24 protein-coding genes are annotated in these 21,701 nt (G+C 67.7%); all 24 read left to right on the top strand.

Annotation, left to right across the window (positions count from 1 at the left end; translation table 11 throughout):
- The 24 genes from fliE to JOF46_RS22190 all read left to right on the top strand — a co-directional run bounded on the left by fliE (position 1) and on the right by JOF46_RS22190 (position 21,293).
- Complete coding sequence (gene fliE / locus JOF46_RS09855; RefSeq protein WP_425355048.1) at positions 1–303, top strand: flagellar hook-basal body complex protein FliE; 303 nt, start codon at positions 1–3, stop codon at positions 301–303.
- The gene (gene fliF, locus JOF46_RS09860; RefSeq protein WP_209907133.1) at positions 303–1,895 is read left to right on the top strand and encodes a flagellar basal-body MS-ring/collar protein FliF; all 1,593 of its coding nucleotides are present in this window, start codon (positions 303–305) and stop codon (positions 1,893–1,895) included. Before fliE ends, fliF begins: the two co-directional genes overlap by 1 nt.
- Positions 1,892–2,923, top strand: coding sequence for a flagellar motor switch protein FliG (gene fliG, locus JOF46_RS09865; protein WP_209907134.1), 1,032 nt, complete (start codon positions 1,892–1,894; stop codon positions 2,921–2,923). The genes fliF and fliG overlap by 4 nt, the downstream gene beginning before the upstream one ends.
- Entirely contained in the window at positions 2,913–3,527 is a 615-nt protein-coding gene (locus tag JOF46_RS09870; RefSeq protein WP_209907135.1) for a FliH/SctL family protein, read from the top strand. Before fliG ends, JOF46_RS09870 begins: the two co-directional genes overlap by 11 nt.
- Positions 3,524–4,843: a FliI/YscN family ATPase gene (locus JOF46_RS09875; RefSeq protein WP_209907136.1), complete on the top strand. Its 1,320-nt coding sequence runs from the start codon at positions 3,524–3,526 to the stop codon at positions 4,841–4,843. The genes JOF46_RS09870 and JOF46_RS09875 overlap by 4 nt, the downstream gene beginning before the upstream one ends.
- Positions 4,843–5,268, top strand: a complete 426-nt coding sequence (locus tag JOF46_RS09880) for a flagellar FliJ family protein (protein ID WP_209907137.1) — start codon at positions 4,843–4,845, stop codon at positions 5,266–5,268. The genes JOF46_RS09875 and JOF46_RS09880 overlap by 1 nt, the downstream gene beginning before the upstream one ends.
- Positions 5,265–6,095, top strand: coding sequence for a C40 family peptidase (locus tag JOF46_RS09885; protein ID WP_209907138.1), 831 nt, complete (start codon positions 5,265–5,267; stop codon positions 6,093–6,095). Before JOF46_RS09880 ends, JOF46_RS09885 begins: the two co-directional genes overlap by 4 nt.
- A 452-nt stretch (positions 6,096–6,547) precedes the next feature.
- The gene (locus JOF46_RS09890) at positions 6,548–7,690 is read left to right on the top strand and encodes a flagellar hook-length control protein FliK (RefSeq protein WP_209907139.1); all 1,143 of its coding nucleotides are present in this window, start codon (positions 6,548–6,550) and stop codon (positions 7,688–7,690) included.
- 15 nt (positions 7,691–7,705) lie between these two features.
- Positions 7,706–8,185, top strand: coding sequence for a flagellar hook assembly protein FlgD (locus JOF46_RS09895; RefSeq protein ID WP_209907140.1), 480 nt, complete (start codon positions 7,706–7,708; stop codon positions 8,183–8,185).
- 65 nt (positions 8,186–8,250) lie between these two features.
- Positions 8,251–9,456 (top strand): flagellar hook protein FlgE, encoded by a 1,206-nt coding sequence (locus JOF46_RS09900; protein WP_209907141.1) that lies wholly within the window; start codon positions 8,251–8,253, stop codon positions 9,454–9,456.
- Between the two features lie 79 nt (positions 9,457–9,535).
- The gene (locus JOF46_RS09905; RefSeq protein WP_209907142.1) at positions 9,536–9,763 is read left to right on the top strand and encodes a flagellar FlbD family protein; all 228 of its coding nucleotides are present in this window, start codon (positions 9,536–9,538) and stop codon (positions 9,761–9,763) included.
- 12 nt (positions 9,764–9,775) lie between these two features.
- Complete coding sequence (locus tag JOF46_RS09910; RefSeq protein WP_209907143.1) at positions 9,776–10,597, top strand: motility protein A; 822 nt, start codon at positions 9,776–9,778, stop codon at positions 10,595–10,597.
- A complete protein-coding gene (locus JOF46_RS09915) occupies positions 10,594–11,415 on the top strand; it encodes an OmpA/MotB family protein (protein ID WP_342592411.1) in 822 nt (273 codons plus the stop codon). Before JOF46_RS09910 ends, JOF46_RS09915 begins: the two co-directional genes overlap by 4 nt.
- A gap of 124 nt (positions 11,416–11,539) precedes the next feature.
- Positions 11,540–12,433 (top strand): flagellar motor switch protein FliM, encoded by an 894-nt coding sequence (locus JOF46_RS09920; protein WP_209907144.1) that lies wholly within the window; start codon positions 11,540–11,542, stop codon positions 12,431–12,433.
- The gene (gene fliN, locus JOF46_RS09925) at positions 12,430–13,176 is read left to right on the top strand and encodes a flagellar motor switch protein FliN (RefSeq protein WP_209907145.1); all 747 of its coding nucleotides are present in this window, start codon (positions 12,430–12,432) and stop codon (positions 13,174–13,176) included. The genes JOF46_RS09920 and fliN overlap by 4 nt, the downstream gene beginning before the upstream one ends.
- 2 nt (positions 13,177–13,178) lie before the next feature.
- A complete protein-coding gene (locus JOF46_RS09930) occupies positions 13,179–13,721 on the top strand; it encodes a FliO/MopB family protein (protein WP_209907146.1) in 543 nt (180 codons plus the stop codon).
- Positions 13,718–14,539 (top strand): flagellar type III secretion system pore protein FliP, encoded by an 822-nt coding sequence (gene fliP / locus JOF46_RS09935; RefSeq protein ID WP_209907147.1) that lies wholly within the window; start codon positions 13,718–13,720, stop codon positions 14,537–14,539. Before JOF46_RS09930 ends, fliP begins: the two co-directional genes overlap by 4 nt.
- Before the next feature lie 4 nt (positions 14,540–14,543).
- Complete coding sequence (gene fliQ, locus JOF46_RS09940; protein ID WP_209907148.1) at positions 14,544–14,819, top strand: flagellar biosynthesis protein FliQ; 276 nt, start codon at positions 14,544–14,546, stop codon at positions 14,817–14,819.
- A 2-nt stretch (positions 14,820–14,821) separates the two neighbouring features.
- Positions 14,822–15,586, top strand: coding sequence for a flagellar biosynthetic protein FliR (locus JOF46_RS09945; RefSeq protein WP_342592412.1), 765 nt, complete (start codon positions 14,822–14,824; stop codon positions 15,584–15,586).
- Entirely contained in the window at positions 15,583–16,698 is a 1,116-nt protein-coding gene (locus tag JOF46_RS09950) for an EscU/YscU/HrcU family type III secretion system export apparatus switch protein (protein ID WP_209907149.1), read from the top strand. Before JOF46_RS09945 ends, JOF46_RS09950 begins: the two co-directional genes overlap by 4 nt.
- 106 nt (positions 16,699–16,804) lie before the next feature.
- Positions 16,805–18,859 (top strand): flagellar biosynthesis protein FlhA, encoded by a 2,055-nt coding sequence (locus JOF46_RS09955; RefSeq protein ID WP_209907150.1) that lies wholly within the window; start codon positions 16,805–16,807, stop codon positions 18,857–18,859.
- Positions 18,843–19,997, top strand: coding sequence for a hypothetical protein (locus JOF46_RS09960; RefSeq protein WP_209907151.1), 1,155 nt, complete (start codon positions 18,843–18,845; stop codon positions 19,995–19,997). The genes JOF46_RS09955 and JOF46_RS09960 overlap by 17 nt, the downstream gene beginning before the upstream one ends.
- A gap of 111 nt (positions 19,998–20,108) precedes the next feature.
- Positions 20,109–20,636 (top strand): helix-turn-helix domain-containing protein, encoded by a 528-nt coding sequence (locus JOF46_RS09965; RefSeq protein ID WP_209907152.1) that lies wholly within the window; start codon positions 20,109–20,111, stop codon positions 20,634–20,636.
- 303 nt (positions 20,637–20,939) lie between these two features.
- A complete protein-coding gene (locus tag JOF46_RS22190) occupies positions 20,940–21,293 on the top strand; it encodes a Fic family protein (RefSeq protein WP_245348073.1) in 354 nt (117 codons plus the stop codon).
- The last annotated feature ends 408 nt before the right edge of the window (positions 21,294–21,701 follow it).

Genomic DNA, 21,701 nt, shown 5'->3' on the forward strand with positions numbered 1-21,701 from the left:
ATGGATATTGCCCCCGTCGCCGGGGTCTCACCGACCCTGCCCACCGGGTACCTGAAGCCTGCCGGAACGCCGGCCACCGATGGCTCGGCCTTTGCCACCGCCCTGGGCGGGGCCGTGGATTCGGTCCAGTCCCTGCAGGCCACCTCGAATGATCTTTCGATCAAGGCCGTGACCGGGGATTTGACCGACATCCATGCAGCCACGCTGGCCTCGACGCGTGCCGCGGTCGCCCTGGAAATGGTTTCCACCTTCCGCAACCGCGGTGTTGAGGCGTTCAACGAAATCATGAGGATGCAAGCCTAGTGGCCAATGTTCCAGCGCCCGTGACCAAGGCACTCGATGCCGTGCGCGGCTTTTCCCTGGCCCAGCGCACCATCGCCCTGATCGGCGTCGCTGTCCTGGTCCTGGGCACCATTGCGTTGGTGGCCTTCATGAGCCAGCCCAAGCTGACCCCGCTGTTCACGGGCCTGGCGCCCGAGGACGCCGCGGGCATCGTCGAACAGCTCAAGACCGATGCGGTTCCCTACGAGCTGACCGGGGGAGGGGGCACCATCCTGGTGCCCGAGGCCAATGTCTACGACTCGCGGCTCAAGGCCGCCGCCGCGGGGATGCCCAGCGCCGGAACCAGCGGCTACTCGCTGCTTGACGACATGGGCGTGACCTCGAGCGAGTTCCAGCAGTCCATCACCTACAAGCGTGCCCTCGAGGGGGAGTTGGCCATGACCATTGGTGCCATGGACGGCATCAAGCTCGCTTCGGTCAAGCTGGCCATCCCCGAGCAGACCGTCTTCGTGGATTCCAAGACCAACCCCACCGCCTCGATCTTCGTCGAGACCAAGCCGAACGTAAACCTGTCTAGCAGCCAGGTCCAGTCCATCGTCCATTTGACCTCCTCTGCCGTCGACGGACTCAAGGCAGAGGACATCTCGGTCGTGGATTCCACCGGCAAGCTGCTCTCCGCCGCGGGCGTCGGGCTCACCGGAGGGGCCGAGAAGCAAACGGCCGACTACGAGTCCAGGGTTGCCAGCGTCATCCAGGGAATGCTGGACCGCGTGGTGGGACCGGGCAACGCCACGGTCGCCGTCGCCGCGGACCTCTCCCTGGAATCTGCCGAACGCACCGAGGAATCCTTCACCAACCCCGAAGGAAACCCCGCGCTGACCGAGTCGAGCAAGGAAGAAGAATACGAGGGCAGCGGCGGGGCAGGAGCCGGGGTCCTGGGACCTGACAACATTGCTGTGCCCGGCGGCTCCAACGGCGAGGGAACCTTCAACTCCACCGACACCCAACGCACCAACGCGGTGAACAAGGTGACCGAAAACCGGTTGATCCCCTCCGGCACGCTCAACCGCCAAAGCGTGTCAGTCGCACTGGACTCCGCGGCCGCCCAGGGCCTGGACATCCCCGAAATCACCCGAATGGTCAGCACCGCGGCAGGCATCGACACCGAGCGCAACGACACGGTCAACGTCTCGGTGGTCCCGTTCAACGCGGATGCCGCCACCGCCGCGCAGGACGCCCTGGCTGCCGCAGCCGCTGCGGAGACCGCGGCGCGCAACGCCGCCCTGCAGAAAAACCTGATCATTGCCGGGGTCATCGCCCTGGCCCTGGTGCTGGCAACCGTCTACGCGCTGTACGTGCGACGCAACAAGCAGAACCGGGAACCGGTGGACCTTGGCGAGTTCCGCGAGTTCGCCCCACTGTCTGCTGCCCCCGCAGATGTCACGCACCCCGAGACCATGGCCATCAGCCAGGTGCCGATCCCGGAACCGGTTCTCGCGCTGGCCACCCCGCACCACGTCAAGCGCGATGAACTCTCCGCACTGGCCGCCAGCGACCCGGCCAAGATGGCCGACTACCTGCGCGCCGTGATGGACGACAGGGGCAACGAATGAAGCAGGAACCGAGCAATGGCGCCCGGAAGCTGACCGGCACCCAAAAGGTTGCCATTGTGTTGATGCAGCTGGACCAACACCACGCGGCCGAGGTCATGCGCCAATTCAGCGAGTTCGAGGCGGACGAGATCGCCGCGGAGCTGGTGCGCCTGCGCCGGGTCGACGCCGTGTCCGTCGAGGACACCATCGATGAGATCCACGAGATGGCCACCTCCGGCAAACCCACCGCACGCGGGGGCCGCGACGTGGCGGCGGGCCTGCTGGAGGCTTCCTTTGGCAGCGAGAAGGCCACCACGGTGATGAACCGACTCTCCTCCTCGATGTCCGGGATGACCTTCGAGTTCCTCGACGGCAGCGACCCGGCGCACATCGCCTCGCTGCTCGACGGCGAACTGCCGCAGACCGTCGCATTGGTGCTGGCCCACCTGCGTCCCGAGGTCGCTTCGGTGGTGCTGGCCGGGTTCGAAGGCCCGGCCCGCACCGACACCGCCAGGGCCCTGGCCACCATGGGCACCGCGGTGCCCGAGGCCGTGCGCGTGGTCGCCGAGGAATTGAAGAAGCGCACCGGATCGGTGATGACGAGCCACGAACCGCTCGAGACGGTCGGCGGGATCCAGCCCCTGGTGGATATCCTGAACCGCTCGGACGTCACGATGGAGAAGGACCTGCTGGCCTCACTTGACGAACGGGACCCCGAACTGGCCGAGGAAGTGCGCTCGCGCATGCTCTCCTTTGCGGACCTGGTCAAGTTCGAACGCCGCGACGTGCAGCGCGTGCTGCGCGGGGTCGACCCGACCACGCTGGCCTTCGCGCTCAAGGGTGCGGCGGCCGAGGTCGAGGAAACCATCCGCGCCAACATCTCCGACCGCACCAAGGAAATCCTTGACGCGGAAATCTCCTCCATGGGCAAGGTACGTCTCTCGCAGGTCGAGGAAGCACGCGCAGACGTCGTCCAGTCGATCCGGGCGCTGGAAGCCAGCGGCGAGATCACCATCAAGCGCGGCGAGGAAGATGATTATGTCCTCTGACGCCCAGGAATTCGAACCGGTGCACTTCAGCGTGCTGGCACCCTCGCCCGGGGACCGGCGGGAGAACGACGCCTCGCAGGCGCACGGCTATGCCACCGGCTACGCACAGGGCATCCGCGCCGCCGAAGCCGTGGCACGGGCCGCACGCGAGAAAGCGGCGCGAACGGCCGCCGAGGCCGAGGCCGCGCGGGCGGTCGAGCACGCCGACGCGTTGCGCGCCCTGACCGGTGCCGCGGCGGCGTTGCACGCACGCACCGTCCCGGTGCTGGAAGCGGCCTCCGGTGTGCTGGTGGAATCCGCCCTGCTGCTTGCGGAAAAGATCGTCGGCAGGGAGCTGTCCAACGACCGCTTCGGGGCCAAGGCCGCACTGGACCGCGCCATGACCGGCATCGACGCGGCCACCGTGCGCCAGGTGCGGATGAACCCGCAGGATCTGGCCCTGCTGGAACTGGACACCGTGCCGGGCACCTCGATCGCGCTGCTCCCCGATCCAACGCTGGCCCGCGGGGACGCGCTGACCTCCTTCGAGGCCGGATTCCTCGACGCACGCATCTCCACCGCGTTCGAGCGGGCAGCCACCGCCCTGCAGAGCGGAATCGCATGAGCCTGGATACGAGTTCCTGGACGGGCCTTGGCGCCGCGCTTTCAGCGGCAGGACCGGTGCCCATGGGGGTCGTCTCCTCCGTGGTGGGCCTGGGCCTGGAGGTCGCCGGGCTCAACGCCCCGGTGGGCACGGTGCTGCACATCGGGGACGGGAAGGTCCCCGCCGAGGTCGTGGCCGCCCGCCGAGACACCCTGCATTGCATGCCGCTGGGCGCCCTGGATGAGATCCAGGTGGGCGACTTCGTGCACAGCAGCGGCACCGCGGCCTACATCCCGGTCGGCACAGGCCTGCTGGGACGGGTGCTGAACGGACTTGGCGCGCCAATCGACGGCAAGGGCGCACTGGGGGAGCACACCATGGTGCCCATGGAGAACCAGGCACCGGCCGCCCTGGAACGCAGCAGGATCACCGACCCGTTGCAACTGGGGGTCCGGGTCATGGACACGCTCACCGCGGTGGGTGCCGGGCAACGCATCGGCCTGTTCGCCGGGTCCGGCGTCGGCAAGTCCTCGCTGCTGTCCATGATTGCCCGCGGCACCGCCGCGCAAATCAACGTCATCGCCCTGGTCGGCGAGCGCGGGCGCGAGGTGCGCGAGTTCCTCGAGGAGGACCTCGGCTCTACGGGCCTGGCCCGCTCCATCGTCGTGGTTTCCACCGCGGACGAGCCGGCCCGGATGCGCCTGCGGGCGGCCTTCGTCGCCACCCGCATCGCCGAGCATTTCCGCGAATCCGGTGCGCAGGTGCTGCTGATGATGGACTCGCTCACCCGCGTGGCCATGGCCCAGCGCGAGATCGGGCTCTCCGCAGGCGAGCCCCCGGCAACCCGCGGCTACCCGCCCTCGACCTTCTCGTTGCTGGCCAGGCTCCTGGAACGTGCAGGGACCTCGGCGTCCGGCTCGATCACCGGGATCTACACGGTGCTGGTGGACGGGGACGACCACAACGAACCCATCGCCGATGCGACCCGCTCGCTGTTGGACGGGCACATCGTGCTTGACCGCAAACTGGCCATCTCCGGGCATTTCCCCTCCATCGACGCCCTGGCTTCGGTCTCGCGCGTCGCCTCGAAGGTCACCACCCGGGACCAGGCCCGGGCCGCAGGGACGCTGCGCAAGGTCTTGGCCGCGCGGCGTTCGGTGCAGGACCTGCTCGACGTGGGCGCATACCAGCGCGGCAGCAACCCGCTGGCCGATGCCGCGGTCGACCATGAGTCGGCCATCAATAACTTCTTGCAGCAACGGCTCGAGGAACCGGTGCCCAGCGCCCGGTCCTGGGTCGAGCTTGAAGCGCTGCTGCTTTCCATGGGGGTGTCCTGATGTCCAAGGGATTTGCACTGTCCGGCCTGTTGCGGCTGCGCGGCCTGCAGGAAACCAAGGCCGCCGGCGAACTCGCCGCGGCCAACCACGCCCTGCGCCGGCGCACCGGCGAGCGCAACGTCGTGCGGGAGTCCATCGCGGCTCCCGAGGATGCACCGGTGGACAGCGAAACGCTGTTGGCGCTCATGGCCGCCCGTGCTTCCACGCGCGGGATGCTGCTGGAGCTGGACGCGGTGGTCGCGACCCTGGACTCGGACGCGGACCGCGCCCGCGAGGCGCACCGGCAGGCCCGGGCCGAGCTGAAGTCCTTGGAAAAACTGGCCGACCGCCACGAGATCACCATCCGCAACCAGGCCCTGGCCCGCGAGCAGGTACTGCTTGACGACCTGGGTGCCACCAACGCCTTCGAAGGGACCTCACCGTGAGCTTCACCGACATGGCCTCGCGCATCGGTGCGATCCAGGGAACCCTGGCACGCGTCAGCGGCACCACTGCGACGGCGAGCCCGGAACCGTTGTCGACCGGCACCGGCACGGCGGCCACCATGTATGCAGGGGGAACCACGGGCACAAATTCCGCGTTGTCCGCAGCCCCTTCAACCCCTGCGGCCTTCACCCAGGCCCTGCAGGAAGCCATGGCCTCCCCGGCGGTGCCCGCCCCGAAGACGGCGCCCCCGGCACCGGCACCCTTCGTTGCCCCGGGCTCCGGCGCAGCCGTTGCCAAGCCGGATGCTGTGCGCAACGAACCGCAGGCAAGGGCCGGCGGCGTTGCCGGATCGGACGTAGTGGCGGCCGCGAAGAAGTACCTTGGCGTTCCCTACGTGTGGGGCGGCAACAACCCGAAGATCGGCCTTGACTGCTCCTCCTTCGTCCAGCACACCTTCAGGGACCTGGGCGTGGACCTGCCGCGCGTTGCCCGGCAACAGGCCACGGAAGGCACCGAGGTTCCGTCGCTGGCCCAGGCGAAGCCGGGGGATTTGATCGTCACCCGGGGTGGTGGCCATATCGGCATCTACCTGGGGGACAACAAGATGATCCATGCCCCGCGCCCCGGCGAAAGCGTGAGCATCCGCAAACTCTTCGAAACGGACGCCACGATCATGACCATTCGCCGGATCGTCCCCTCCGAAACCCCCGCCCCGGCCGCGGCGAAGCCGGCGGCCGGCGCGACCAAGGACGCAGCCATCGAACAGGCCGAACTGACTGCCGCCGTGCAGCGCGCCCTTTTCTCGACGGCGGTGAACGGCGCATGATGCCCCTGATACCAACAACTTCACCCCACCCGACCGGTGCATCAACCACGGGCACCGGCACATCGACCCGTGCCGGTGGAACCGAGCTCCCCGGGGCAGCGGCGCCGGGCCTGTTCGCGGAACTTTTCGCCTCCATGGTCCCCGTTTCGGCACCTCGGCAAGAAGCGGACGCTTCTGTCCGATCGAAGACGGATCCATCCACGGCCTCGGAGGACCCCGCCGCGGACGGCCAACCCGCTGCCGCAACACCCCAGACGACGGAAGCCCCACCGGAGGGCTTGCTGCTGGCGCAGCGGGCGCACTATCCGACCTTGGCACCTGTCGAAGCCACACCGGATGAGGCTTTGCCCGGTTCGACGGACATTGCCCCATCGACGAACGAGCCCGCTTCACCGGTCCAGACCGAAATCCCAACTGCACAGGCTCCGGACCTCCGCGCCGACAGTGATCCGTTGGCAACCGGTTCCGCGGCCCGGGCATCCTTCCCGGTCGCCGTTGCCCCCCTGCTCACGGTTCCGGTGCCCGGGGCACCAACCCCCGAGACCACTGCGCCGCCACAGGTCGCTCCGCTGCCGCTGGCCGAGGCCCCGCTGCTCAACTTGCGGCTTCCAGGGGCACCCTCGCCGGAGACAGCTGCGCCGCCGCAGGTTCCGCCGCTGCCGGTGGCCAAATCCCCGTTGCTGGTCATCGAGATGCCGGAGTCGGTCGATTCCGTGGCGGGTGCCCTCGAGCTGGCGGATTCTGCTGTCGATCCGGGGACCCCGGATGCGAGCCGAACTGCGACCACCGACACCCTGCCCGCCACATCGCCGGGGACCGCATCGGTGCAGGATGCGGCACCGGCCGCGATCCACCCAGGAGTCCCGGAATCCGGGTCCGACACGGCTGAACCTTCCATCCCCGCGGGTGACGGCCCCCGGGCCGGAGGCGGGCCGTCACCTGCTGCCGCCGGCGTCGCCCTTGCCGAACCAGTGCCGTCCGCCGCGCCTCCAGCCCCGGTGCCGGCATCGGCCACCGCTGCACACTCCGTTGCCCAAGCCGCGGAACCCGGCCCGGCCGCCGCAACTCGCCCGTCGAATGACTTGGCTGTGGGGGCCATCGACCCGATCGAGGTGCCATCGGCCACGGCAGCACCGGCGCGAACCCATACCCCGCCGCTGCACCGGCAATTGCTCGGGCCCATCGCCACGCTGGCAGCCGGCCCCAACGGCGAACGCACGCTGAGCGTGAACATCGCCCCGGAGGCACTGGGACCCATCACGGTCAAGGCCCACCTGGGATCCGAAGGCATCCGCATGGACCTCTCCGCCCCCACCGAAGCCGGACGCGAGGCGCTGCGAGCCATGCTGCCGGAGCTGCGCCGCGAGCTGGCGGCCAGCGGCGGGGGCAATATCACCCTGAACACCACCGCGGACGGCTCGTCCTCCGGGGGAAGTCCCAGGGGCGAAGCGTTCGGAAGCGGGGGAGAGCAACGTGCTGCCACCGGCCCCCGGTCCGCTGTGTCGCCCGGGGGCACCGGACAACCGCCCGAATTTCAAGCCCCGCCGGAACTCCCGACGCACCGTGCCACATCCCATCTCGACGTGATGGCCTAGGAAGGAAATACGCCCATGACCGTGCCACCCATCGAGGCCGCCCAATTCGGGGCAGGCGCAGCACCTGCCCGCGCACCCAAGCAGACCATGGACGGGGAGATGTTCCTGCACCTGCTGGTCACCCAGCTGGCCAACCAGGACCCCAGCTCGCCCATGGACACCAACGACATGATTTCGCAGACCACGCAGCTGGCCTCCATGGAACGGCTGAACCAGCTCAGCGCCACCCAAGACGTGTCCCTGGCCATCCAGCAGCGCCTGGCCGTTTCGGCGTTGATCGGACAGCAGATAACGACCGGTGGCGATGACCCCATCACGGGTGTCGTCACGGCTGTCTCCTTTGCCGGGATCAACCCGGTGGTCACAGTGGGGGACAAGCAGATCCCCTACGGGCAGATCATCACCGTCGGGATACCGGAGGATCCGCCGGCGGTGGATGCTCCCGTCGAGGACCCCGAACCCGAAACCACGGAACCCGATCCCGCCGTCGTCTAACCGCAGTCCCGCAATTCCCCTTGATCCACCAGCCTTTCCTTCAACGCAGAAAGTGACCACACACCATGCTTCGTTCACTGTATTCAGGAATTTCCGGTCTTCGCGCCCACCAGACCATGCTTGACACCACCGGCAACAACATCGCCAACGTCAACACGGCAGGCTTCAAGTCATCTTCGGTCCAGTTCCAGGACACGCTCTCGCAGATGACGCAGGGAGCGACCACTCCCGGTGCCAACACCGGCGGACGCAACCCGGCCCAGGTGGGCCTGGGCGTGCAGGTGGCCGGCATCGCCACCAACTTCGGACAGGGCTCGTCCCAGAGCACTGGGCGAGCCTCGGACATGATGATTTCCGGGGACGGGTTCTTCATCACCCGCTCGGGCAACGCGACCACCCTGACCCGCGCCGGTGCCTTCGAATTCGACGCCAACGGCCGGCTCACCAGCCCCGACGGCGGCATCGTGCAGGGCCGCATGGCAGTCGACGGTGTGCTGGCCACTGGCGGCGCACTGGGCGACATCGTCCTGCCCCGCGACCTGGTCTCGCCGGGTACCGCCACGAAGCAGGCGTCCCTGACAGGCAACCTGCCCAAGGAAACCCCCGTCGGAGAGTCCATCACCCAGGACAAGGAAATCTTCGCCGCCGACGGCACCAGCCGCACCATGTCCCTGACGTTCACGCGCGACTCGGATACCGTATGGTCAGTGTCTGCCACCGATGGTGCGTTGCCACCTGCCACCGCCACCGCCACCGCCACGCTGACGCTGCGTAATGATGGAACCTTGGACGATGGGGGTACGCTCATCGACGGCAAGATGAACCTCGGCGGCATCGCTGTGGACCTGTCCAAGGTCACCGGGTACGCCGGCCTGAAGACCGTGTCGATCGCCTCGGCGGACGGCAACGCCGCCGGCACCCTGGAGTCCTACACCCTGGGTTCGGACGGCACGCTGACCGGCACCTTCTCCAACGGCAAGCAGCAGGCCATCGCCCAGATAGTGCTGGGAACAGTGGCCAACCCCTCGGGCCTGCAGAAGACCGGCGGCTCGGGCTACACCGTCACCGCGAACTCCGGGAACATCGAATTCGGAGCGCCGGGCGACCCGGGCATGGGCTCGATCGCCGGCGGCATGCTGGAGATGTCCAACGTCGATTTGTCCCAGGAGTTCACCAACCTGATCGTCGCCCAGCGTGGCTTCCAGGCCAACGCCCGGATCATCACCACCAGCGACGAGGTCCTGCAGGAACTGGCCAACCTCAAGCGCTAGCCAACGGGTGGGCGGTGCCGTTGGCTAACGGTGCCGCCCTTCCTGCCGAGAGTGCACCTGTGAAAGGACGGGCGCATTCATGATCGTAGTCACCAGGCTCAATGCCACACGCTTTGCGATCAATGCCGACCTCATCGAGCGGATCCAGGAAAACCCCGACACCGTCGTGGTCATGGTCAACGGTGCCAAGTACGTGGTGCGCGAAACCATGGAAGAGGTCATCTCCCTGGTGGCGGGGCACCGCGCCCGCGTGGTGTCGCTGGCCCGCCAATCCGTGCCGTCCGACCCGCCGCTGCCGCACCGATAAGAGGACGCCACATTGGATCCCGCAACACTCATAGGCCTGCTGCTGGCCTTCGGCGCCATGTTCACCATGCTGTACATGGAGGGCGCATCAGTCTCCTCCATCCTGCTGCCGGCCCCCATGATCATTGTCTTCTTCGGGACCATTGCCGTGGGCATCGCCAGCGGAACCATCGGGGACACGATCCTGGCCGTCAAGGCGCTGCCCTCGGCCTTCCGCGGCAAGCTTCCGGCGGCACGTGCCACCATCTCCAAGCTGGTCGAACTGGCAGAGGTGGCCCGCAAGGACGGGCTGCTGGCCCTGGAATCCGAGGCCCGCGAGGCCAAGGACCCCTTCCTGGGCCGGGCCCTGCAGTCCCTGGCCGACGGCATGGACGGCGACGAACTGCGCGAGACCCTCGAGGACGAGATCACCACGCGCGAGGGCACCAACGCGATCGCGCACAAGTGGTTCTCCACCCTGGGCGGCTACGCACCCACCGTGGGGATTATCGGCACCGTGGTCTCGCTGACCCACGTGCTGGAAAACCTCTCCAAGCCCGACGAGCTGGGCCACATGATCGCCGCGGCCTTCGTGGCGACCCTTTGGGGCCTGGTCTCGGCCAACTTCATCTGGCTGCCCATCGGCTCGCGCCTGCGCCGGCTCTCCGAGCTGGAAATCGACTCGATGACCCTGGTGATGGAGGGCGTGCTCGCCATCCAGGGCGGCAGCCAGCCGATCCTGCTCGAGGAGAAGCTCCAGGCCATGGTCCCGGCCCACGTGCTGGGCAAGGAACCGGCCCAGGAGAAGGCCAGCGACGCCAGGGCCATGCTCGATGACTTCAAGGAAGCCGCGTGAGCAGGTCCAGGCGCGGGGGCCGGCGGGGCCGCGGGGGCGCCGAATCCGGGCACGAGGGCCCGGACGAGCGCTGGATGGCCTCCTACATGGACATGGTCACGGTGCTGATGTGCCTGTTCATCGTGCTCTACGCCATGTCCACGGTTGACCAGGACAAGTTCGAGGCGCTGAAGAACTCCTTGGCCACCGGGTTCGGCGTGGAACAAAGCATCACGGCAGACACCGCCGACGGCATCGTGGTCCCGCCCGAGCTCGTGGGCACCGAGGGGCTGCTGGCCAGCACCAAGATCGACGGGCAGACCAAGGAAGCGCTGCTCGCCCTGGCCCGGGACGAGGAAGCGGACCTGCTGGAACTCAAGAGCCGCATCGAAAAGCGGCTGAAGGATTCCGGGCACGAGGGAGCGGCGGCGTTCTCCGTTGACAACCGCGGATTGACGGTGCGGCTGGTCAGCGCCGAAACCTTCTTCGTGCCCAACAGCGCCAAGCTAACCGAGAACGCCCGCGGGATCATCGACGCCATCGCCCCGGTGCTGGCCCCGACCAAGCGGCACTTCGAGGTGGAGGGTTTCGCCGACGTGCGCCGGCCGGTGGATCCGTACCCGACCAATTGGGAGCTCTCGGCCTCCCGGGCCACCGGGGTGCTGCGCTCCCTGGTCGAGGACGGGGGAGTGAACCCGGCGCGGATCTCCTCGGTCGGCTACGGGGACGCCCGGCCCCTGAAGGGAACCAAGGACCTGTCGCTGAACCGCCGAGTGGACATCGTGGTGCTCTCCAGCCAGCCCGAGTCCGTGCGCAACCTGCTGCAGCAAACGCCCTAGTGGGCCCCGCAACGGGCGATCCAGCCCGGAGCGGGCCGAAATTGGCTGCCCGCCCCGGCTAACGCATGCCCCGTTCCTGCCGATAGTGGTGCCAGTGACGCTCTTGCCTGCGGGACACCCCGGTATGGGTGGACCGACCCCGACCCCCGAGGACCCGGCCATTGCCGTGCCCTACGACTTCCGCCGGCCCACGACCCTGGCCCGCGAGCACGCTCGCGTGCTCGAGCTGGCTTTTGAGACCTTTGCCCGGCAGTGGGGCACCCAGCTGACCGCGAAGATCCGCGTGATGTCCCAGGTGACCCTCGAGTCGGTGTCGATGGCTTCCTACGACGACTACGTCGCCGGGCTGCCGCCTGCCACCACCATGGTGCTGGCCGAGGCCGCCGGGCACGAGGCCCGCACCGTGATCCAGTTCCCTGCCGCGGCCGCGCTGAACTGGATCTCCCACATGCTCGGCAGCCCCGTGCCCACCGACGTCCCCGAACGCAAGTTCACCCGCATCGAGTCCACCTTGGTGCGCGGGCTGATGGACGAGGCGCTTGAGGACCTGCACTATTCCCTGGGAGTGCTGCTGCGCAGCCAGCTTTCCGTGGCCGCCATGGGGCACAATTCCCAGTTTGCACAGGCCGCCACGAAATCCGAGATCGTCATCACCGCCGCGCTGCGCGTGCGCGTGGGCGAACGCAGCGCCCCGGCCACCGTCGCGCTGCCGGCGGAGATGCTGTTGCCGCAGCTGGGGGAGACCAACCCGCGCTCGGCGGTCGAGGATGCGCCGGGCCTGCTGGCCGAGGCCGTCGCCGGGGTGCCGGTGGACCTGTCGATGGCGCTGGTCCCGGCCCAGGTGCTGCCCGGCACCATCCTGAACCTGGCGGTGGGGGACGTGCTGCCGCTGCCGCACCCGGTCCACCGGCCCTTCGAGCTGTCCGTCGGCGGGCGCCGCCTGGGCACGGCCGCGGCCGGAACCCGCAGCGGCCGGATAGCCGCCGTCGTCGTTTCTACCGAGGAGACTCCCGCATGATTCCCGAACCATCCGCCATCCCGGTCCTGCACTCGACCGCGCTGTACACCGCCGCGGCCGAGGCCCTGGCCGGAATGCTGCCCACCGGATCCCCTGTCGAGGCCGTGCTGCAGCACGGGGCCCGCGACGCCGCGCTGGATGCCGGGCACGGTGAGCTGGTCTCCGCGAGCTTCGTGGGCCAGCACTCCGCCGACGTGCTGCTGCAGGTTGTCGCGCCGCTGCTGGGCGGGGCCCCTGGAGGGCCCGGTTCGCTGGTCGCGGCCTCCGACGTTTTGCGTCCCTCGCTCGAGGCTGCCACCGGGGTGCTGGGTGCCGGGGTGCTGTCCACCGAGGCCGCTGTGCGCCCCGACGCGCTGCTGGGGGATTCCGAGACCGTGTGCTTCGAGCTGCGCAGCGCCGGGGAAAAGATCGGGTTCTTCGCCATCCGCATCCGCGAAAACGACCCGGTTCCCGCCCCGCAGGCCCCGGGAGCCGGGGTGCGCGAGGACATGTCCAGCAAGCTGGGCCGGATCAACAACGTGGAAATGGCCCTGACCGTGGAGATCGGGCGCACCCGCATGTCGGTGCGCGACGTTTTGGGCCTGGAGCCCGGCGCCGTGGTGGAGCTTGACCGCTCCGCAGGGGCCCCCGCGGACATCCTGCTCAACGGCCGGCTCATCGCACTGGGCGAGGTCGTGGTCATGGACCAGGACTACGGGGTGCGCATCACCCAGATCCTCGACGTGAACGAGGGCTTGTCCTAGGCGTGGAATCTTTCTTCTTGCTGCTGCGGGTGCTCGTCTCGCTCGCGGCGGTCTTCGGCCTGTTGTTCTACCTGCGCAAGCGTCTCGGAGCGCGCTTCGGCGCACCGGCCGCGGCACAGCTGAACCTCGTCGAGCGCCGGAACCTGGGCCCGAAGTCCTCCGTGGTGCTGCTCGATGTCCAGGGCAGGCGCTACCTGCTGGGCGTGGCCGAGTCCTCGATCAGCGTGCTTGACTCCTTCGAGGCCCCCGAGCCGGCACCCGCCCCGACCCCGGACACCGAGGCCGCGACCCCTCGTTCATTCGCCTCGGTGTTGGAGTCCCTGCGGGCACCTGCCGCTGCGCAAGCCACCGTGGCCCCGCACGATCCGGACGCCGCTGTCCTCACTGATGCCCCGCACCGCGAAGCCCAGAACGCCGGGACGGCGCAGCCCGCCGGTGCCGTGTCGGTGGCGGGCCCCGCGGCGGGTCCGCTGGCCGGCTCGATCCTCTCCCCGGACACCTGGCGCCGTGCCGTTGCGGCCCTGCGCCCCGGTCGCGGCGCATGAGCACCACCCGCCGTTGCCCGTCCCTGCGCGCCCGGCTGCCCTGGCTGCTCGCGTTGCTGCTGGTGCTGCTGGCCTCGTTCGCCCTCCTGGGACCCGCCGGAGCCATGGCCGCGCCCGTCGAGCCCGGGACCCCGGGGGACAACGGCGGGCTGTCGGTGGAGATCAACGGCCCCAACGGCACCCCCAGCTCCGCGATCGTCACCCTCATCGCGATCACGCTGCTCTCGGTCGCCCCGGCCCTGCTGCTGATGATGAGCTCGTTCACCAAGATCTTCGTGGTGCTGGCATTCACCCGCAACGCCCTGGCCCTGCCGACCATCCCGCCGAACCAGGTGCTCGCCGGCCTGGCGCTCTTCCTCTCCTTGTTCATCATGGCCCCGGTGCTCACCTCCATGAACGAGACCGGCGTGCAGCCCTACCTGGACGGGTCCATCGACCTGTCCCGGGCCCTGGAGGTGGGGGTGGTGCCGCTGCGCGACTTCATGTTGGCCCACACCCGGGAGGCCGACATCGCCCTGATGACCCGGGCCGCCCAGCTGCCCAACCCCGCCTCCCCGGAGGATGTCGCACTGACCACGCTGATCCCGGCGTTCATGATCTCCGAGCTGCGCGCCGCCTTCATCATCGGTTTTGTGATCTTCGTGCCGTTCCTGGTCATCGACCTGGTGGTCGCCTCGGCCCTGATGTCCATGGGCATGATGATGCTCCCGCCGGTGATGATCTCCCTGCCCTTCAAGATCCTGCTCTTCGTGCTGGTGGACGGATGGGCGCTGATCCTCACCGCGCTCATCGGCTCCTACAACGTCGGAGGTGGCTAGGAACATGGACTCCAACGCCGTCCTGGACATCGGCCTGTCCGGCCTGGTGGTCGCGGCGAAGCTCGCCGCCCCGGTGCTGGTCACCTCGCTGGTGGTGGGTTTCGCGATCTCGCTGTTCCAGTCCATGACCCAGATCCAGGAAATCACCCTCTCCTTCGTGCCCAAGGCCACCGCGGTCGCGATCGCGCTGCTGGTCTGCGGGCACTGGATGATTGCCGAAATGGTGCTCTTCACCCACGAGCTCTTCGAGAAGATCCCGGCGCTGCTGGGAGGCACGTAACGGTGCTGGCGACCCTGCCGCTGGTCTCTCTGGAGGTGATGATGCTGGCCGCCGTGCGCGTCACCGCCTTCCTGGTGATTGCCCCGCCGTTCTCGCACAACGCCATCCCGCTGCGGATCAAGGGCATGCTCGGAATCGGGCTGGCCCTGGCTGTGACCCCGCGGATGTCCGCCGGCTACGAGTCCCTGGACACCGGTGCATTCCTGGCCGCGATCCTCGCCGAACTGCTGGCCGGTGCCGCCATGGGCTTCCTGGTCATGGTGCTCTTCGCCGCCATCCAGGCCGCCGGCGGGCTCCTTGACCTCTTCGGCGGCTTCGCCATGGCCCAGGGCTTCGACCCCCAGTCCATGGTCAACGGCGCCCAGTTCACCCGCTTCTTCCACTTTGCCGCCCTGGCCCTGCTGGTCGCCTCCGACGGGTACCAGCTGGTGCTCGCCGGAATCTTCCGCTCCTTCGACGCGATCCCGCTGGGCGGCGGCATCGGGCTGCCGGGGCTCTCCGAATCCCTGGTCTCGGCGGTGGGCAGCATGTTCCTGGCCGCGGTGCAGATCGCCGGCCCGCTGCTGGTGGTCCTCGTGCTAGCGGACATCGGGCTGGGCCTGCTGACCCGGGCCGCCCCGGCGCTGAACGCCTTTGCCATGGGCTTCCCGCTGAAGATCATGCTGACCCTGATGCTGGTCGGGACCGTGTTCGTGGTGCTGCCGGCGCTGGTCTCCTCGCTGGTGCGCAGCGCCCTGGGACTGCTGGGGGCGGTGATGGGCCAATGAGCCAGGATTCGGGGGAGCGCAGCGAAAAGGCCACCGCCCAGCGTATGAAGGAGAACCGCGAGAAGGGCAAGACGACCCGCTCGCAGGACCTGGCCGCCTGGCTGGGCATCGGCGCTGCGGCGTTGATGGTACCGGGACTGCTTTCACTGGCCGAGGCGGCCGGCCGCAGCCAGCTTCAGGCCGTGCGCCTGGTCATTGCAGATCCCGACCCCCAGGCCGCAGTCGGCGCCCTCGGCAACGGACTGGGGTCGCTCTCCGGCACCATGCTTCCCCTGTTCGCCGTGGTGCTCGTCGTCGTGATCGCCACCGCCGCGCTGCAGGGCGGGATCCGGTTCAAGAAGTTCAAGCTGGACCCGGCCAACCTGAACCTGCTCTCGGGCATGAAGCGGGTCTTCGGGTTCCAGGCGCTCTGGCAGGGGCTCAAGGCCCTGCTCAAGGTCGCCGTCATCGGCTTCGTGCTCTGGTTCGTGGTCTCCTCGCTGATGCCGCTGCTGCTGCAGTCCGGCTCCCTGCCGCTGGCCTCGCTGCTGGCCGCCGGCGGCGACGGGGCCGCCTCGCTGATCCGGGCCTCGGTCATCGCCGGGCTGGTGCTGGCCGCCGCCGACGTGCTGGTGGTCATGCGCCGGAACCGCAAGCACACCCGGATGACCCGCAAGGAGGTCACCGACGAGAACAAGCGCACCGACGGGGACCCGCTGATCAAGTCCCAGCGCCGGAGCCGCCAGATGGCGATGAGCCGCAACCGCATGATCGCGGCGATCGCCGACGCCGACGTGGTCATCGTGAATCCCACCCACGTGGCCGTGGCCCTGAAGTACGAGCCCGGAGTCTCCGCACCCCGGCTGGTGGCCAAGGGCGCCGGGAACATCGCCACGCGCATCCGCGAGGAGGCCGTGGCCCACCGGGTGCCGATGGTCAAGGACGTGCCGCTGGCGCGGAGCTTGCACGAAGCCTGCAACATCGGGGACGAGATCCCCGCCGGGACCTACAATGAGGTGGCCCGCGTGCTGGCCTTCGTCATGACGCTCAAGTCCCGTGGGCGGCCCGACGGCATCCACACGGTACCCGAGGCCCAGCCAACGTCTTCCGGGCGACGGGCTGGAACGCCATGACGCCCAAGACCCCCCATGCCTCGCATGCATGCCGTCGTTCAAAGCCATTTGGCCCACCTGCGATCCAACCGACAGCCAACCACCTCGCCCCAAGGAGCAAGACCGCATGAAATTCGCATCCCTGGCCAAGATCGCCGTGCCGCTGGGCGTGGTGGGCATCATCATGCTGCTGGTGGTCCCGGTCCCGGCCTCCCTGCTGGACGTGCTGATCTCGGTATCCATCCTGCTTGCCCTGGTGATCCTGCTGACCACCATGTTCGCCAAGCGGCCGCTGGACTTCTCGGTATTCCCCTCGCTGCTGCTGGTGGCCACGCTGCTGCGCCTGGGACTGAACGTCGCCTCCACGCGCCTGGTGCTCGGGGACGCGTACGCCGGGGAAGTGATCGCCGCGTTCGGGAACATCGCGGTGGGCGGCTCGCTGATCATCGGCTGCGTGATCTTCCTGATCCTGGTGGTCATCCAGTTCGTGGTGGTCACCAAGGGCGCCGAGCGCGTCGCCGAGGTCGGTGCGCGCTTCACCCTCGATGCGATGCCGGGCAAGCAGATGGCCATCGACGCGGATTTGAACGCCGGGCTGATCACCGACACCCAGGCGCGCGAGCGCCGCGCGGATGTCGCAGCGGAGGCCGACTTCTACGGGGCCATGGACGGCGCCTCCAAGTTCGTCAAGGGCGACGCCATCGCCGGGCTGATCATCATCATCATCAACCTCGTCGGCGGCATCGCCATCGGCATGGTGCAGCGCGGCATGGGCGTGGGCGAGGCGCTGAACACCTATGCGCTGCTGACCATCGGCGACGGCCTGGCCACGCAGATCCCGGCGCTGCTGATGGCCGTGTCCACCGGCATGATCGTCACCCGCTCCAATGCGTCATCCGACATGGGCTCCACCGCCTCGGCGCAGCTGGCCCAGTCGCGCACCGCGTTGCTGATTGCCGGGTCCGCGGCGATCGCCCTGGCGCTGGTGCCGGGGATGCCGAAGCTGCCCTTCGTGCTCATCGGCTCACTGCTGATCTTCGCCGCCCAGCGCATCAAGGCCAACCAAGCCAAGGAGGACACCCGGGCGGAGGTGGCACGCCAGAACGAGGCAGCGGTGGTGCCGGCCGAAACCACCGAGGACCTGATCGAGAAGATGAAGGTGCACGCCCTGGAGATCCAGTTGGCCCCGGATCTGGTGGACGTGGTCAACGGGGGAGGGGACGACCTGCTGGCCCGGGTGCGCGCGCTGCGCCGCCGCGTGGCCATGGAGCTGGGCATCGTGCTGCCTCCGGTGCGCACCCGCGATTCGGTCGACCTGCCCCCTGCCACCTACGCGATCAGGATCGCCGGGGTGGAGGCCGGGCGCGGCACCGCGCCGCGCGGGAAGATCCTGGCCCTGGGCGACCACCTGGATTCGCTGCCCGGGGCCATGGTCGTGGAACCGGTCTTCGGGCTGGCGGGCAAGTGGGTCCCGGCCGAGCTGCGGCACAACGCCGAGATGGCCGGGGCCACCACCATCGACCGGGTGTCGGTGATCGTCACCCATCTGTCCTCGATCGTCAAGGACCAGGCCGCGAGGCTGCTGACCCGGGAGGACGTGCGGGTGCTCACCGATGCGGTGCGCGAGGCGAACCCCTCGGCCGTGGAGGAACTGGTGCCCTCGCTGCTGTCCCTGGCCGAGGTCCAGCGGGTGCTCCAGGGCCTGCTCGCCGAATCGGTGCCGATCAACGACCTGGCACGCATCTACGAGGCCCTGGCCCTGCGGGCCAAGGCCGGCACCGACCCGGAGGGCCTGATCGAGGCCGCCCGCACCGCCCTGGGCCCGGCCATCGCCGCCGGCTATCTGGAAGGCAAATTGTTGCGGGTCGTGATGGTCGACCCGGTCCTGGAACAGGGCATGCTCGAGGGGTTGCGCCCCTCCGAGGCAGGAAGCCAGATCATGCTCGATGCCGCCCGTCTCGAGGCGGTGCTGGCCTCGGTGAAGCAGATCGCCGCCGACCTGGAAACCCGCGGCTACTCCGCGGTGCTGGTCTGCGCCCCGGCCCTGCGCCCTGCGGTGCGCCGCCTGCTGGGCACAGCGCCCGGCTCCATCCCGGTGCTCTCCTACCAGGAGGCCACCGCCGGTGGGGCCGACATTGAGACCGTGGGGGTGGTGCGCGGTGCCGATGCGATTTCAGCTTGAGGGTCCCAGCCTCGAATCCATCCACGCCGAGGCAGTCGCCGCGCACGGGCCGTCCGCACGCATCGTCTCGGCGGAGAAGGTCACCACCGGCGGCTTCGGCCGGTTCCTGGCCAAGGAACACTACGAAGCAATCATCGAGGTGCCCGACGAAAACGCCCCCGACGGGCGGGTCATGGGCCCCGGGGACGAACCCCTCGACATCCGGGACCTCGAGATTGTTGCGGGTCGCGCCGCGGTCGGCCGCCCATCCTTGGAACCGGATCCGGATTCCGGGGACGCCGAGCCGCAGGGCTCCGGCGGGGGCATCAACGGCTTGCTGGAACGGGCCGATGCCGCCGAACTGCGCCTAGCCCCGGCACCGCCACGGCAGACGCGCCGCGGCGGGCGGCCGACGGTTCCCGGTGCACCGGATTTTGCCCGGTTGCTGGATGGGCAGGCCTTTGCCCTCGAACCGTCAACGGGCGCCCGGGCGGCGGACCGCGGCCCGGCAGCAACCGAAGCCACCGGTGCCCCGGGCGCCGGTTTCCTTCCTTCGGGCCTGCTCCCGGCGGCAACCGAAGCCCGGGACACCTCAGTCCGGGGAATCCTTGTTCCGGGCCCCGGCCCCGCGGCCACTGCATCCGGGCTCCGACCGGGACGGGACCACGACATCGTTCCCTCGCCGCTGGCCGGTCCCGGGGACCTGGTGGTCGTCATCGGGCTGTGGGGGGATGCCGGGATGGCCGCGGAGGAGCTCCACGACGGCACCGCCCTGCGGCGCAATGCCGGGGAGCTGGCGCAGAAGTTCGACGTGGACTCCCTGGCCCGCAGGCCCGTGACCGACAGGCGCGGCATCCTTCGGGCGCGCGCCGCCGCGGTTGCCGAAGGCGTTCCGTTGCTCGTGGCGGTGGCCATCAATCCGCAACAGGCACTGCTGCCGCAATTGGAACTGCTCGAGGTGCTGGAGGCCGACCAGCTCTGGGCAGCCGTCGACGCCGGGCGGAAAGTCGAGGACACCGCGGTCTGGGTCAAGCACGTGGCCTCGGGCCACGGGCTCTACGCGGTGGTGTCCCTGCATGCCGACGAGACCCTTTCGCCGGAATCGGTGTGGGAGCTGGGGTTCCCGGTGATTGAGGCCCGAGGGCCTTCCTCGGGCTGATGCGTCGGAATGTGATGTCTCACCCGACTTGGAAGTCACGAGGGGCGCACCGTTGACATTCGGTGTGCGCGGTATGTATGCGTACGCCGACATTGAAGATAGAATTGATCCATGAAGACCAGCCCTTCTCTTGATGCCGTCCATGGTGTTGGCGCGGTTGTCCGTGACGTGCGCAAAAAGAAAAGGCTCACTCAAGCGGAGCTTGCCATCAAGGCACATGTAAGCCGTACATTCGTAGGTGAACTAGAAAAGGGACACCCCGGAGCCGAACTCAGCAAGGTCATCGACGTTTTCAGTGCATTGGGCTTGTCCCACATATTCGGAGCATCTATTGAGACGCCGAAACCCCCTAAGAAGCCTGGACCCCAGGCTCGATTTCGTTCCAAGAGCCGGTCAGGCAAGCGACTTGCCGTGAGCTCGGGCACGATGCGACAAACAGCCGTACCGCTTACTGCGGCACTCACACAAGAAACGTTAGCTAAAGCCGATGATCGCCTGAGATTTGCAGACGCCGGTCTGGCCCTAGCCGGTCACAAGGTCACTGACCCCGTCTTGCGCGACATCGTCAAACGTTCAGCGACCCAGTCGCTCACACCTGAAGAGGCCATTGCGGCAGCCCGTCGGCACGTTCAAGGCTAATGGTTCCAAATAATACTCAGCGAAACATTTTTCGTACCTGGGATGACTATTTCATCCCAGGTACATCTGTCTTGAAGAACAAATTCACGCGACCTGATATGCCCTTCGGAGAAACAGATCCGGATAAATTGCAGACACTTGAAAACGTAACCACCAATATTAGGCTTCAAGCCCTCTTTGATGACCCCATCCAGGGTCAGTTCGATTATGCGCACATGAAAGCAATCCACAAGCATGTGTTCCAAGACGTCTACGAATGGGCCGGACAGGAACGCGTGGGGCCCAGTGGATTCATGAACAAAAATGGTCATATTCTACTATGCGGCGGGGCCAGCACTCACCGAAGCCGCTGAGGTGCAGTACGCCAGACTTGCGGACAAGCAGTTCTTACAAGGCTTGCCGATAGAGAAGTTCGTCGCTGAATTGGCGGAGTGCTGGGGTGAAATCAACGTCATTCACAGCTTCCGCGAGGGCAACACCCGAACGCAATTCGTATTCTTCGCCCAACTGGTAGAACAGGGTGGATATCGCATAGACACTTCACAATTTTCCTTTGACTCACCGCTGCGTGACGAATTCGTGCAGGCTCGTTTCGACAGCCAAGATAATGGAAGTAACGCCAGGCTAGCAACGGTCCTGAGCAAAGTAGTCAGCTGAGCACGAACACGCTTCGTCGTTGGTGGAATGGTCCCGCGCATCAGCCCGCCAGCAGGTTCCAGTTTTTCATTCTGTGTTATGCGGTGGTGAGCAGAAGGGTCCGGTGGTGTCCCCAACAGTTCTGCTTTCACACGACCTGCTGGGCTTGTCTGCGTGGGAGTTGACCTATGAGAATCCTTGACTCGATGCGATAAATGGACACCTCTATCAAGATCCCATGCTTGTCGAGTTCGCCCAATTGTCGTAGGTTGATTTTTATGGCCACCAACAGGGCCGGCAATCAGTCGTGCGGAAGCCATGGAACGGGAAGCGCACGATTCACCGAAGGTCTCGTTCGTCGCATAGCGAGACCTCAAGGCATGACGAACCGACGATGTGCGCTTACATCCATTCTCATGGATCGGCTCC

This window comes from Paeniglutamicibacter psychrophenolicus (assembly GCF_017876575.1).
In the GTDB taxonomy this organism is placed as follows: Bacteria; Actinomycetota; Actinomycetes; order Actinomycetales; family Micrococcaceae; genus Paeniglutamicibacter; species Paeniglutamicibacter psychrophenolicus.

Coding starts and splice junctions, on each gene's coding strand:
- JOF46_RS09870 (WP_209907135.1), top strand. CDS start 2,913: ATGTCCTCTGACGCCCAGGAATTCGAACCGGTGCACTTCAGCGTGCTG.
- JOF46_RS09920 (WP_209907144.1), top strand. CDS start 11,540: ATGGGTGGACCGACCCCGACCCCCGAGGACCCGGCCATTGCCGTGCCC.
- JOF46_RS09895 (WP_209907140.1), top strand. CDS start 7,706: ATGACCGTGCCACCCATCGAGGCCGCCCAATTCGGGGCAGGCGCAGCA.
- JOF46_RS09960 (WP_209907151.1), top strand. CDS start 18,843: ATGCGATTTCAGCTTGAGGGTCCCAGCCTCGAATCCATCCACGCCGAG.
- fliN (WP_209907145.1), top strand. CDS start 12,430: ATGATTCCCGAACCATCCGCCATCCCGGTCCTGCACTCGACCGCGCTG.
- JOF46_RS22190 (WP_245348073.1), top strand. CDS start 20,940: ATGGTCATATTCTACTATGCGGCGGGGCCAGCACTCACCGAAGCCGCT.
- JOF46_RS09965 (WP_209907152.1), top strand. CDS start 20,109: ATGAAGACCAGCCCTTCTCTTGATGCCGTCCATGGTGTTGGCGCGGTT.
- JOF46_RS09875 (WP_209907136.1), top strand. CDS start 3,524: ATGAGCCTGGATACGAGTTCCTGGACGGGCCTTGGCGCCGCGCTTTCA.
- JOF46_RS09905 (WP_209907142.1), top strand. CDS start 9,536: ATGATCGTAGTCACCAGGCTCAATGCCACACGCTTTGCGATCAATGCC.
- fliQ (WP_209907148.1), top strand. CDS start 14,544: ATGGACTCCAACGCCGTCCTGGACATCGGCCTGTCCGGCCTGGTGGTC.
- JOF46_RS09880 (WP_209907137.1), top strand. CDS start 4,843: ATGTCCAAGGGATTTGCACTGTCCGGCCTGTTGCGGCTGCGCGGCCTG.
- JOF46_RS09950 (WP_209907149.1), top strand. CDS start 15,583: ATGAGCCAGGATTCGGGGGAGCGCAGCGAAAAGGCCACCGCCCAGCGT.
- JOF46_RS09955 (WP_209907150.1), top strand. CDS start 16,805: ATGAAATTCGCATCCCTGGCCAAGATCGCCGTGCCGCTGGGCGTGGTG.
- fliE (WP_425355048.1), top strand. CDS start 1: ATGGATATTGCCCCCGTCGCCGGGGTCTCACCGACCCTGCCCACCGGG.
- JOF46_RS09900 (WP_209907141.1), top strand. CDS start 8,251: ATGCTTCGTTCACTGTATTCAGGAATTTCCGGTCTTCGCGCCCACCAG.
- fliP (WP_209907147.1), top strand. CDS start 13,718: ATGAGCACCACCCGCCGTTGCCCGTCCCTGCGCGCCCGGCTGCCCTGG.
- fliG (WP_209907134.1), top strand. CDS start 1,892: ATGAAGCAGGAACCGAGCAATGGCGCCCGGAAGCTGACCGGCACCCAA.